11 protein-coding genes are annotated in these 12,158 nt (G+C 66.8%); 5 read left to right on the forward strand and 6 right to left on the reverse strand.

Going from position 1 to position 12,158, the window contains the following annotated elements; genetic code table 11:
- Positions 1-2: 2 nt before the first annotated feature.
- Complete coding sequence (locus A7G45_RS02975) at positions 3-425, forward strand: PPOX class F420-dependent oxidoreductase (RefSeq protein WP_260933486.1); 423 nt, start codon at positions 3-5, stop codon at positions 423-425.
- Between the two features lie 7 nt (positions 426-432).
- Positions 433-870: a TIGR03618 family F420-dependent PPOX class oxidoreductase gene (locus A7G45_RS02980; protein ID WP_260933490.1), complete on the forward strand. Its 438-nt coding sequence runs from the start codon at positions 433-435 to the stop codon at positions 868-870.
- A 64-nt stretch (positions 871-934) separates the two neighbouring features.
- Here the strand turns inward: A7G45_RS02980 and A7G45_RS02985 are convergent, their stop codons facing one another.
- From A7G45_RS02985 to A7G45_RS03000, 4 genes are all read right to left on the reverse strand, one after another.
- Complete coding sequence (locus A7G45_RS02985) at positions 935-3,082, reverse strand: 3-hydroxyacyl-CoA dehydrogenase NAD-binding domain-containing protein (protein ID WP_260933493.1); 2,148 nt, start codon at positions 3,080-3,082, stop codon at positions 935-937.
- 15 nt (positions 3,083-3,097) lie between these two features.
- On the reverse strand, positions 3,098-4,309 hold the full coding sequence (locus tag A7G45_RS02990; RefSeq protein WP_043390495.1) for an acetyl-CoA C-acetyltransferase: 1,212 nt from the start codon (positions 4,307-4,309) through the stop codon (positions 3,098-3,100).
- Positions 4,310-4,498: 189 nt separating this feature from the next.
- A complete protein-coding gene (locus tag A7G45_RS02995; RefSeq protein ID WP_260933497.1) occupies positions 4,499-5,635 on the reverse strand; it encodes an alkene reductase in 1,137 nt (378 codons plus the stop codon).
- A gap of 30 nt (positions 5,636-5,665) precedes the next feature.
- Positions 5,666-6,688 (reverse strand): alpha/beta hydrolase, encoded by a 1,023-nt coding sequence (locus A7G45_RS03000; protein WP_308203991.1) that lies wholly within the window; start codon positions 6,686-6,688, stop codon positions 5,666-5,668.
- Between the two features lie 103 nt (positions 6,689-6,791).
- Between A7G45_RS03000 and A7G45_RS03005 the strand changes: the two genes are divergently transcribed.
- From A7G45_RS03005 to puuE, 3 genes are read left to right on the forward strand one after another with little or no spacing between them, the layout of a single operon-like run.
- Positions 6,792-8,006, forward strand: coding sequence for a DUF6986 family protein (locus A7G45_RS03005; RefSeq protein WP_260933500.1), 1,215 nt, complete (start codon positions 6,792-6,794; stop codon positions 8,004-8,006).
- Positions 8,003-8,965, forward strand: a complete 963-nt coding sequence (gene alc, locus A7G45_RS03010; protein WP_260933502.1) for an allantoicase — start codon at positions 8,003-8,005, stop codon at positions 8,963-8,965. Before A7G45_RS03005 ends, alc begins: the two co-directional genes overlap by 4 nt.
- On the forward strand, positions 8,962-9,864 hold the full coding sequence (puuE, locus tag A7G45_RS03015) for an allantoinase PuuE (RefSeq protein ID WP_260933505.1): 903 nt from the start codon (positions 8,962-8,964) through the stop codon (positions 9,862-9,864). Before alc ends, puuE begins: the two co-directional genes overlap by 4 nt.
- Here the strand turns inward: puuE and A7G45_RS03020 are convergent.
- Together A7G45_RS03020 and A7G45_RS03025 are read right to left on the reverse strand one after the other, a co-directional pair.
- Positions 9,861-10,583 carry an aspartate/glutamate racemase family protein gene (locus A7G45_RS03020; RefSeq protein WP_260933510.1) on the reverse strand — a complete coding sequence of 241 codons (723 nt, stop codon included), beginning with the start codon at positions 10,581-10,583 and terminating at the stop codon, positions 9,861-9,863. The genes puuE and A7G45_RS03020 overlap by 4 nt on opposite strands.
- Positions 10,580-12,127, reverse strand: coding sequence for an NCS1 family nucleobase:cation symporter-1 (locus A7G45_RS03025; RefSeq protein WP_260933513.1), 1,548 nt, complete (start codon positions 12,125-12,127; stop codon positions 10,580-10,582). The genes A7G45_RS03020 and A7G45_RS03025 overlap by 4 nt, the downstream gene beginning before the upstream one ends.
- Positions 12,128-12,158: the final 31 nt, after the last annotated feature.

Consider the following 12,158-nt stretch of genomic DNA (forward strand, 5'->3'; position numbering starts at 1 on the left):
GCATGGGCGAACTTTCCGACGATGTGATCGCTTTCCTCTCCGAGGGCACCCGCACCGCGGTGCTCGGCTGGGTTGCCGCCGACGGCCGGCCGTTGGCCGCACCCGTGTGGTTCGTCGTGGACAACGGCGAGTTGGTGTTCAACACCGACAAGAACAGCGCCAAGGGACGAGCGCTGGCACGCGACCCACGGGTGGTGTTATGTGTCGATGACACGTCCCCGCCCTATGCGTTCGTCCAAGTTCAGGGCGTCGTGTCGATCAGTGAAGATCCCGACGAGCTTCTCGACATCGCCACCCGTACCGGCGGTCGCTACATGGGCGCCGACCGCGCCGACGAATTCGGCCGGCGAAACGGCGTACCCGGCGAGCTCGTGGTGCGGGTCAAACCGACAAAAGTCATTGCCGCATTTGATGTGGCGGATTGAGGACTCCATGACCGACCTTTCTGCTTTCACCGAGCTGTCCGCACGTGATCACGGGCTGTGTGTGCTGAACACCCTGCGCGATGACGGCAGCATCCAGTCCTCGGTCGTCAATGCCGGCGTGATGCCCCATCCGAACACCGGGGAGCCGGTCGTCGCGCTCGTCGCGATCGGGTCCACCCGCAAGCTGCGCAATCTGCGCGCCGACCCTCGGACCTCGGTCGTCGCGCACGCCGGCTGGCAGTGGCTGACCGTGGAAGGCACCGCGGAGGTCATCGGCCCGGACGACACCGACGCCGGGACCCTGAGAGTGTTGTTGCGCAACGTCTTCACCGCCGCCGGCGGGACGCACGACGACTGGGACACCTACGACCGCGTCATGCGCGAAGAGGGTCGGGCCGCGGTGTTGATCTCACCGACACGCGCGTACTCGAACCCAGCACGCTGACCACACGCAAAACCCCCAAATCCCTGAGGATTTGGGGGTTTTCGCGACTGCTTGCGCTAAGAGGCTAGCTCTCCAGCGACGCCGGCGGCAGGAAGCGGTCGCCGTACTTGGCTGCCAGTTCCTTGGCCCGGGCCACGAAGGCCTCCTTGCCGACACCGAGCTCACCCTGGTAGCCGACGATGAACTGCGCCGAACCACCGGTGTACGGCGGGAAGCCGATACCCATGATCGAGCCGATGTTCGCGTCAGCGGTCGAGGTCAGCACGCCCTCGTCGATGCACTTCTGGGTCTCCAGTGCCTCGGCGAACAGCATGCGGTCGATCATGTCCTGCAGCGGCAGTTCGACCGAGCCCGAGTTGAAGGCGTCCTTCAGACCCGGCCACAGCTGGGTCCGCTTGCCGTCGGTGTACTCGTAGAAGCCGGCGCCCTTCAGACGCGACGGGCGACCGAGCTCGATCATCTTCTCGACGACAGCCTCGGCCGGGTGCCCGACGTAGGTGCCGCCCTCGGCCTCGACGCCTTCCTTGGAAGCCACGGCGATCTTGTGCATGAGCTCGAGGTTGAGCTCATCCGAAAGCTGCAGCGGCGCCGCCGGGTAACCGGCCTGCGAACCGGCCTGCTCGATGGACGCGGGCGCGACGCCCTCGCCCAGCATGGCCAGCGCCTCGTTGACGAAGGTGCCGATCACGCGCGAGGTGAAGAAGCCACGGCTGTCGTTGACGACGATCGGGGTCTTCTTGATGGCGAGGGTGTAGTCGAACACCCGGGCCAGCGCCTCGTCAGAGGTCTTCTCGCCCTTGATGATCTCCACCAGCGGCATCTTGTCGACCGGCGAGAAGAAGTGGATACCGATGAAGTCCTCCTGGCGCTTCACGCCGGTCGCGAGACCGGTGATCGGCAGGGTGGAGGTGTTCGAGCCGAGCAGTGCGTTGGGCTCGACGATGTCCTCGATCTCCTGGAACACCTTGTGCTTGAGTTCCTGGCTCTCGAACACGGCCTCGATCACGAAGTCGACACCCGCGAGGTCGGCCGGGTCGGCGGTCGGGGTGATCCGGGCCAGCAGCGCGTCGGACTTCTCCTGAGAGGTCTTGCCACGCTCGAGAGCCTTGGCCTCGATCTTCTCGGAGTAGTTCTTGCCCCTGTCGGCGGCTTCCTGCGTGACGTCCTTGAGGACGACCTCGTAGCCGGCCTTGGCCGACACGTAGGCGATACCGGCGCCCATCATGCCCGCGCCGAGGACACCGATCTTCTTGATGTCCTGCTTGGCGATGCCCTGCGGACGCGAGGCGCCGCCGTTGATGGCCTGCAGGTCCAGGAAGAACGCCTGGATCATGTTCTTCGCGGTCTGGCCGGTGACCAGGGTGGTGAAGTAGCGGCTCTCGATCCGTGACGCGGTGTCGAAGTCGACCTGCGCACCCTCGACGGCGGCATCCAGGATGGCGCGCGGCGCGGGCATCGGAGCGCCCTTGAGCTGCTTCTTCAGCAGAGCCGGGAACGACGGCAGGATGCCGGCCAGGCCCGGGCTCGACGGGGTGCCGCCAGGCATCTTGTAGCCCTTGACGTCCCACGGCTGCACGCCGCCCTCGGGGTTGGCCTTGATCCATGCCTTGGCGGCGGGGATCAGTTCCTCGACGGTGTCGACGAGCTCGTTGACCAGGCCGGTGGCCTGCGCCTTGGCCGGGGTGAACCGGGTGCCCTGGCTCAGGACCTCCATGAAGGCCTTCTGGATGCCGAACATGCGGACGGTGCGGGCGACGCCGCCACCGCCGGGCAGCAGGCCCAGGGTGACCTCGGGCAGGCCGATCTGGCTGCCGCGGACGTCCGCCGCGATGCGGTAGTGGCACGCGAGGGCGATCTCCAGGCCACCGCCGAGGGCGGCGCCGTTGATGGCGGCGACGACGGGCTTGCCCAGGGTCTCCAGGGCGCGCAGGTCGGCCTTGATGTCCTCGACCATGGAGAACGCCTCGCCGGCGTCGTCCGGACCGATCTGCATCATGCCCTTGAGGTCACCACCGGCGAAGAAGGTCTTCTTCGCGCTGGTGATGACGACGCCGGTGATGGAGTCCTTCTCAGCAAGCAGGCTCTGCACCGCGTAGTGCATCGACTCCTTGTAGTGCTCGTTCATCACGTTGGCCGACCCGGTCGGGTCGTCCATCGTCAGGGTGACGATGCCGTCGGCATCCTTGTCCCACTGAATTGTCTTCTCAGCCATTGTTTTTCAATCTCCCTAGACGCGCTCGATGATGGTGGCAACGCCCATGCCGCCGCCGATACACAGCGTGACCAGGGCACGCTTGGCACCGCGGCGCTCGAGCTCGTCGACCATGGTTCCGGTGATCATGGCGCCGGTGGCGCCCAGCGGGTGGCCCATCGCGATGGCGCCACCGTTGACGTTCAGCTTCTCGTCCGGGATGTTCAGGTCCTTCTGGAACTTGAGCACCACCGAGGCGAAGGCCTCGTTGATTTCGAAGAGGTCGATGTCGTCGACCGTCAGGCCGGCGCGGTCCAGGACCTTCTTGGTGGCCGGGGTGGGGCCGGTCAGCATGATGACCGGGTCGGCACCGCTGGTGGCGGTGGCCACGATGCGGGCGCGCGGGGTCAGGCCCTGCGACTTGCCGGCGGCCTCCGAACCGATCAGCACCAGCGCGGCACCGTCGACGATGCCCGAGCTGTTGCCACCGTGGTGGACGTGGTTGATCTTCTCCACGTAGTGGTACTTCTGCAGCGCCACGTCGTCGAAGCCGCCCATGGCGCCCAGACCCGCGAATGCGGAGTTCAGCTTGCCGAGGCTCTCGACGGTGGTGCCGGGACGCATGTGCTCGTCGTGGTCCAGGATGGTCAGGCCGTTCTGGTCCTTGACCGGGATGACGGACTTGGCGAAGTAGCCGCCGGACCAGGCCGCGGCGGCCTTCTCCTGCGAGCGCACCGCGTAGGCGTCGACGTCTTCACGCGAGAAGCCCTCGATGGTGGCGATCAGGTCGGCGCCGATGCCCTGCGGGACGAAGCCGATGCGGTAGTTGGTCTCGGGGTCACCGGCCCACGCGCCGCCGTCCGAACCCATCGGGACGCGGCTCATGGACTCGACGCCACCGGCGTACACCAGGTCGTCCCAGCCCGAACGGACCTTCTGAGCGGCCAGGTTCACGGCCTCCAGGCCGGAGGCGCAGAAGCGGTTGAGCTGGAAACCACCGGTGGTCTCGGGCAGCTTGGCCACGAGAGCGGCGGTACGGGCGATGTCGCCGCCCTGGTCGCCGACGGGCGAGACGACGCCCATGATGACGTCGCTGATCAGGTTCTCGTCGAGGTCGGGATTGCGGCGACGCATTTCGTCGATCAGGCCGACGATGAGGTTGACCGGCTTGACCTCGTTCAGTGCACCGTTGCGCTGCTTGCCACGGGGCGTGCGAATGGCCTCATAGATGAAGGCTTCTTCGGACATGTGTTTGCTCCAGGTCCTATTGAGATGGGGTTGTGGGTGCGCCCACCAGCAGGTCGACGGTCCCCTGCCCGGAAGCGTAACAGGCCCTCCCAACCAGGTGGTTGGGAGAGTGACCAGAGGAACGCAAAAGGCCACCTACTGCACGTTCTGGACGACCTGACGTGCAATAAGTGGCCACTGCGCCGTGAGTTAAGCGACAGCCTCGGTGAGCGTCGGATAGTCGGTGTAGCCGACGGGGCCCGGCGCGTAGAACGTCGCCACGTCGGGCTCATTGAGCTCGGCCCCCAGGATCAGCCGGTCGACCAGGTCGGGGTTGGCCAGGAAGGACCGCCCGACCGCGGCGGCACTGATGGCACCCAGGTCGACGAAGCTGTTCAGCTGGCAGAAATCGGTGCCTGACCCCCGACCCGTATTGAGCACGAAGGTCCCCGACCACTGCGCGCGGATCGCACCGAACAGGCCCTCGGTGGGGTCGATGAGCACGTGCAGGTAGGCGATACCGAGCGGGTCGATCCGGTTCAGCAGGGCCTCGTACGTGCTGAACGCGTCGTCCTCATGCATGTCGCCGGCGGGGTTCCCGGGAGATATCCGCAGCCCGACCCGCCCGGGCCCGATCTCGGCCACGACCGCTTCGACGACCTCGGCGGTCAGCCGGGCCCGGTTCTCCGGCGTTCCGCCGTATGCGTCGGTGCGCTGGTTGACCACATCGGACGCGAACTCGTGCAGCAGGTAACCGTTGGCGCCGTGAATCTCCACGCCGTCCATCCCGGCGTCGACCGCGCGGCGCGCGGCGGCACGGAAGTCGGCGACGATCCCGGGAATCTCCGCGATGTCGAGCGCCCGTGGGATCTCCAGCGGCTTCTTGCCCGTGGGGGTGTGGGTGACCATGTCGGCGGCGATGGCCGACGGCGCGACCGGCGTGGCACCGCTGATCTCCGAATGCGCCATGCGGCCGACGTGCCACAGCTGGACGAACATCTTCCCGCCGGCATCGTGTACCGCTTGCGCGATCCCGGCCCACTTGGCCTGATGCCCGTCGGTGTACATGCCGGGGGTGTTCATGTAGGCGCCGTTGGCGCTCCGCGAGACGGCGGTGGCCTCGGAGATGATGAGCCCGGCGGCAGCGCGCTGCGAGTAGTACTCGGCCGCCAAGTCCGACGGTGTGCCGTCGGCGTCGGCCCGCGACCGGGTCAGCGGCGCCATGAACAGACGGTTGGGGGCCAGCGTGTCACCGACCTCAACTGGCTTGAGCAGTGCGGCGTCGGTGGCAAGACGGAAGGGAGCGGCAGTCACGGAGTAGGCAACCGCCGCACGGCGCCGGTTCATTCCCGGCTGTGGTGGCGTCGAATGGTGGGGCTAGACGACCGACTTCACGAACTCCGTGACCTCGCGGACCGCACGACGAGCGTCGGGGTTCGAGAAGGCGAACGCCTGGAAGACGTGGACGGCGCGGTCGAAGACCTGCAGCCGCACCGGCACTCCCGCCGCTGCGAGCCGCTCGGCCATCAGCTCAGAGTCGGGCCGCAGCGCCTCTTCGGATCCCACCTGCAGCAGGAACGGACCCAGGCCATGCAGGTCGGCGTCAACCGGCGACGGGATCGGACCGCGGGCTCCGTTGCGCAGCAGGAAGACCTCGCTGATCATCCGCAGGAAGTCGATCGGGAACATGGCGTCGGGAACGCGTTTGGCTGCTTCATATTTCGGCGTCATGTCACTGTCGGTGGCGGCCGAGAGCAGCACGCAGCCCGCGGGCGGCGTCAGGCCCTGGTCGCGTACCGCGACGGCGGTCATGGCCGCGATGAAGCCACCGGCAGAGTCGCCGGCCAACACGATGTTCTCCGGTTTCACGCCCTGCGCCAGCACGTAGCGGTAGGCGTCGACGCCGTCGTCGACCGCGTCCTCGACGAGACTGCGCGGGCACAGCCGGTACCCGACGTTGAGGGCACGCGCGCCGCTGTCGCGGGCGATGTGGCTGACCAGCGGCCGGTGGCTGTTGATGCCCAGCGCGATGAACGCCGACCCGTGGAAGTAGATGATGACGCGCCCGTCGACCGGAGGGGTGGTCTCGTTCCAGACCCATTCCGCCGGGCAGTTCGGCAGTTCGACCTTTTCGGTCCGCGAACCGGCCACGCCCGGCATCCAATGCATGACGCGTTCGGCACCGTCGTAGGCGCGGTTCAGCAGCACCTGCGGAAACCGCTTGTTGATGGCCAGCATCACCTTGGTCAACAGGAACATGAGCGGCTTCATGGCCTTGAGCAGGTAGGTCTCTGCGACCGAATGCCAGTTGGCCTTGCCCATCCATTCCGGGCCGGTGTACGTCGCGGTTTCCGGCGCAGAGCCCTCAAAGGGATCGTCGATCCGTTCGGCGCTGGTCATAGGGCCTCCTTTGGCAACGTTGCTGTGCCGAGACTAGATCAGCTCCCCGATGGGGGCGTTGACTCGACGTGCTGAGATCGCGTTGGCACGGCACGATAGGCAGGTGTCGGCCCCCCAACATCGCATCCCCGCGGATGCACTACATCGCATCGACACCCTGTTGTCCCGCGTCGACGCCGACCTCGCAGCGCGGTTCCCGGGAGACAGCGCTGACGTCCAGCCCATACACACCGTCTATGTCAGCGCGGCCGACGCCGCTCCCGACACTCCTGTGCAATGGGGGCGGGCCGCGCTCGAACTGCTGGACCGGCACGCAGAGGTCTTCGCCGAACTCGGCGACCCCACCACTGTGGAGCTGGTGCGCGACCAGCTCACCGAAGCGCCGATTGCCGATCTGCGGCTGGATTTCGAGGACGGCTACGGCCGCCGTGGGGACGATGTGGAGGATCGTGACGCGGCACGGGCGGCGGCGACCCTACGCGCACTCGGGTTGCGCCACAGCGGGATTCGCATCAAGGGGCTGACCGCCGCCGAGCGACCCCGGGCGCTGCGCACCCTCGAGTTGGTGCTGGATGCCGGCGCCATCGACGGATTCGTCTTCACCGTGCCGAAACTGCGAGCCGCCGAACAGGTCACCGCGGCGGTCTGGCTGTGCGAAGCCCTGGAGACCGCACACGGTCTGGCGGAGAACACGCTGCGCTTCGAGCTGCAGATCGAGAGCCCGCAAGCGGTACTCGGCCCCGACGGGACCGCGACCCTCGCCCGCGCGATCCAACTCGCCAACCAACGGTGCAGCGGATTACATTACGGCACATACGATTACAGTGCCGCCTGCGGTATCGCACCGCAGCACCAAGCGCTGGATCACCCGGTGGCCGACCACGCCAAGGCGGTGATGCAGACCGCCGCCGCACAAACCGGGGTCTGGGTTGCCGACGGCTCGACGCAGGTGGCCCCGGTCGGCACCGAAGATCAAGTGGTGCAGGCGATCCGGCGTCACCACCGGCTCGTCACCCGGTCACTCGAGCGCGGTTTCTACCAGGGCTGGGACATGCACCCCGGCCACCTGGTGACGCGGTGGCTGGCCACCTTCACGTTCTTCCGGGCCGCCATGTCCGCCGCGGCGCCACGGCTGCAGGCCTACCTGGACCGCAGCGGCGGCCCGATCGTCGATGAACCCGCGACCGCCGAGGCGTTGGCGGCGGTCGTCTTGCGTGGCCTGGACTGCGGCGCATTCGGTGCCGATGACGTCCTCGCCACCGCGCCCGGCGCCACCGTCGCCGTGCTACGAAACCTCAAGAACCGGAAGCTCTCATGACTGAATCACTGCCAGACTTCACCTGGCTGCCGGACCTCGCGCTACGAAGCCTCGGTGGGGCGGTGATCTGGGCCAACGACGACGTGTTCGCCGAGAAAGAGAACCTCATCTCCCCGGGCCCCTCGGCATATCGGCCGGCATCGTTCGGGCACAAGGGACAGGTATACGACGGTTGGGAGACCCGGCGGCGCCGCGACGCCGGCCACGACACGGCGATCGTGCGGCTGGGTGTGCCGGGTGTCATCCGCGGCGTGGTGGTGGACACCGCTTGGTTCAAAGGCAACTATCCGCCGGCGGTCTCCGTCGACGCCATCGAGGTCGACGGGTATCCGACCGCCGAACAGCTGGCCGCCGATCCCGGCTGGGCGCCGCTCATCGAACGCTCGCGCACATACGGGGACACCCGCAACAACTTCGAGGTCTCCTCGGAACAGCGATGGACGCATGTGCGCCTCAACATCTACCCGGACGGTGGGGTGGCGCGACTGCGGGTGCACGGTGAGGGCCGTCCGGACAAGCGGTTCTTCGGCATCGGCCCCCTGGACCTCGCGGCGCTGGAGAACGGCGGTCTGGTGCTGGACTGCTCGAACCGGTTCTACAGCTCGCCGCAGAATCTGATCTTCCCCGGACAAGCGCAGGTGATGGGCGACGGCTGGGAAACCGCCCGTCGTCGCGACGACTCCAACGACTGGGTGCGTATCGGGCTGGCCGGACCGGGCCGGGTGCAGCTCGCCGAAATCGATACGTCCTACTTCATCGGCAACAGCCCCGGGGCCGCGGCGTTGACCGGATTGCGCGCCGACGGGCAGTGGATCGAACTCCTGCCCCGCACCGAGCTGCTGCCCGACACACGCCACCGCTTCCTCATCGACACCGCTGACGTGGTGTCCGAGGCACGACTGGACATCTATCCGGACGGAGGGTTGGCGCGATTGCGGCTGTTCGGGGAGCTCACGTGAGCTACCCGCGCGATCTGGTGGGCTATGGCCGCACCCCGCCGGACCCGCAGTGGCCCGGGGGTGCGGCGATTGCGGTGCAGTTCGTCCTCAATTATGAAGAGGGCGCGGAGAACAACGTGCTGGACGGGGATCCGACGTCAGAGACGTTCCTGTCCGAGATGACCCCGGCCGACGCGTTCCCCGACCGGCACATGAGCATGGAGTCGCTCTACGAGTACGGCTCGCGGGCCGGATTGTGGCGGATACTAAGGCTTTTCGAGCGCCGGGGTGTCCCGCTGACCATCTTCGCAGTGGCCCGGGCCCTGCAGCGCAACCCGGAGGCGCTGGCCGCGTTCGGCGAACTCGGTCACGAGATCGCCTGTCACGGTCTGCGGTGGAAGTCCTACCAGCTCACCGACCGCGACACCGAACGCGAGCACATGGCCGAAGCGGTACGGATCCTGACAGAGCTCACCGGCGCCGCGCCGCTGGGCTGGTACACCGGCCGGGACTCACCGCACACTCGGGAGCTGGTGGTCGAACACGGCGGGTTCGTCTACGACTCGGACTCCTACGCCGACGATCTGCCGTACTGGGTGCGGGTGGCCGGCACCGACCATCTTGTGGTGCCGTACACGCTGGACACCAACGACATGCGATTCGCTTCTCCGGCAGGCTTTTCCAACGGCGAGGAGTTCTTCGCGCATCTGCGTGACGCGTTCGACGTGCTCTACGCCGAAGGTCTGGGCGGCAGCCCGAAGATGCTCTCCGTCGGGTTGCACTGCCGCCTGGTCGGCCGACCGGCCCGCAGTGCCGCCCTGGAACGATTCCTCGACCACGTGCAGCGCCACGAACGGGTGTGGCTGGCCCGACGCATCGAGATCGCCGAGCACTGGCGCGCCGTACACCCGGCCGGCTAGCCTCCGCGCCGGACGGTGTACTCCTTCACCGGCGGAGCGGCGAACTCGCCGCGTTTGCCGGTGTGCAGACCCATCCGCACCAACGCCTGCACCGTCAGCGTCGCGGCGCTCACCCCGTCGACCACCGGCACCCCCAGCTCGGCGGTGATCGCCGCGCACATCTCGGCCATGCCCGCGCACCCCAGAACGATGGCGTCGGAGCCGTCGGCCTCCAACGCCTCCCGGCACGCCTCGGTGATGACCTTGCGTGCCGTCGGATCGGTCTCCAGATCGAGCACCGGAATGTCGCAGGCGTGTATACCCAGGCAGAACCGTTGCATCCCATAGCGTTCCGCCAGATCGGCGGCTCGTCCCATGGTCCGGGACAGCGTCGTCACCACCGAGAATCCCCGGCCCAGATGGCTGGCGGTCTGCATCGCGGCCTCGGCGATGCCGATGACCGGGCCGGTGGCGATCTCGCGGGCCGCGTCCAGACCGGGATCCCCGAAGCACGCGATCACGTACCCGTCCACCCCGGCGTCCTCACCGCGCCGGATCATCTCGAGCAGACCCGGCACACTCATGGCCTCGTCGTAGTGACTTTCGATCGAGGGCGGACCCCATTCGGACGTCACGGCAACGACGTCAACGCCGGGACCGGCCACTGCCTGTGCGCAGCGGCCGATCCCGACGGTCATGGATTCGGTGGTGTTCGGGTTGATCACCCAAATCCGGCTCACGACAACGACTTTGCGACGAACCGGTCGCGGGCAGCCAGTAGACGGTAGAGGCCGAATGCCGCGCCGCAGCCGATGAACCAGCTGTACTGAGCGGCGGTGTACATGCCGTAGACGGTACCCGCGAGGAGCACCGGAAGCGCGGCGAGCACCGCGCCGACCACGGTGGCGATGACCGCGACCTTGTTGTATCCGTTGGTGTACCAGTACTTCCCGGACTCATTCATGGTGAACAGGTCGTCGACGATCACCTTCTGCTTGCGGACCAGGTAGAAATCGGCCAGCAGCACGCCGAACAGTGGGCCGATGAAGGCGCCCAGGGTCTCCAGCGTGTAGTGGATCACCTCCGGGTTGTTGTAGAGGTTCCACGGGGTGATCAGTACCGAGCCGACCGCGGCGATCATGCCGCCGGCACGCCAGCTGATGCGCTGCGGGCTGACATTGGAGAAGTCGAATGCCGGGCTGATGAAGTTGGCGACGATGTTGATGCCGATGGTCGCGATCGTGAAGGTCAACGCTCCCAACACAATTGCGAACGTGCTGTCGATGCGGGCCACGGTTTGCACCGGGTCGGTGAGCAGTTCGCCGAACACCGGCAGCGTCAGCGACGCGGTGACCACCACCAGCACCGAGAACACCAGGAAGTTGACCGGTAGCCCGAGGAAGTTGCCCTTCTTGACCGCGGCGAACGACTTGCCGTAGCGGGAGAAGTCGCCGAAGTTGAGCATCGGACCAGAGAAGTAGGACACCACCAGCGCGATCGCGCCGAGCATCACCGGAATCGAATCGAGGCCCGTGTACTTGACCGCGCCGAGGTTGAGATCGATTGCGCCCCAACCCGCTTTGTAGATCAGGTAACCGCACAGAATGAACATGACGACGTAGACAGCGGGGCCACAGAAGTCGATGAACCGGCGGATGGCCTCCATGCCGCGCCAGAACACGCAGGCCTGCAACACCCACAGCAAAAGGAAGCTGGCCCAGCCCAGTACCGGCAAGCCGAGGAAGCCGTGGGTGCCTAGGTCCGCATACGGCGCCAGCCCGGGAAAGAGCTTGAGCAGCACCACATCCAGGGCGGCCGACGCCAGGTAGGTCTGGATGCCGTACCAGGCCACCGCGATCAGGCCACGGATGACGGCCGGGACGTTCGCCCCCAGCACACCGAACGCGGTGCGACAGATCACCGGATACGGCACACCGGCAACCTGGCTCGGCTTGGCGACCAGGTTGCACAGGAAGTAGACGAGGGTGATGCCGATCAGCAACGCCACCAGCACCTGCCAACTGGCCAGGCCCAGCGCGAACAGGCTGCCCGCGGTCACGTAGCCGCCGACACTGTGCACGTCGGACATCCAGAACGCGAAGATGTTGTAGGAGCCCCAACTCTGTTTACCCAACGGGGCCAGATCCTCATTGGTCAACCGCGGGTCGTACTCCGGTTTGATGACGCCGCCACCGATTGGGTGGCCGGCGGCCTCGACGAGGTCACCTGCGCCGACCACCGCGCCCGGTGGGATGATTTCCTTGGGAACGAGGGTGTCAGTCATGCTGGAAAACGCTAGAAATGCAACGTTTCCC

This window comes from Mycolicibacterium llatzerense (assembly GCF_025331195.1).
Classification (GTDB): domain Bacteria; phylum Actinomycetota; class Actinomycetes; order Mycobacteriales; family Mycobacteriaceae; genus Mycobacterium; species Mycobacterium llatzerense.

Excerpts from the sequence above, each read along its gene's own strand:
- A7G45_RS02975 (WP_260933486.1), top strand. The coding sequence starts at position 3 with ATGGGCGAACTTTCCGACGATGTGATCGCTTTCCTCTCCGAGGGCACC.
- A7G45_RS02980 (WP_260933490.1), top strand. The coding sequence starts at position 433 with ATGACCGACCTTTCTGCTTTCACCGAGCTGTCCGCACGTGATCACGGG.
- A7G45_RS02985 (WP_260933493.1), bottom strand. The coding sequence starts at position 3,082 with ATGGCTGAGAAGACAATTCAGTGGGACAAGGATGCCGACGGCATCGTC.
- A7G45_RS02990 (WP_043390495.1), bottom strand. The coding sequence starts at position 4,309 with ATGTCCGAAGAAGCCTTCATCTATGAGGCCATTCGCACGCCCCGTGGC.
- A7G45_RS02995 (WP_260933497.1), bottom strand. The coding sequence starts at position 5,635 with ATGAACCGGCGCCGTGCGGCGGTTGCCTACTCCGTGACTGCCGCTCCC.
- A7G45_RS03000 (WP_308203991.1), bottom strand. The coding sequence starts at position 6,688 with ATGACCAGCGCCGAACGGATCGACGATCCCTTTGAGGGCTCTGCGCCG.
- alc (WP_260933502.1), top strand. The coding sequence starts at position 8,003 with ATGACTGAATCACTGCCAGACTTCACCTGGCTGCCGGACCTCGCGCTA.
- A7G45_RS03025 (WP_260933513.1), bottom strand. The coding sequence starts at position 12,127 with ATGACTGACACCCTCGTTCCCAAGGAAATCATCCCACCGGGCGCGGTG.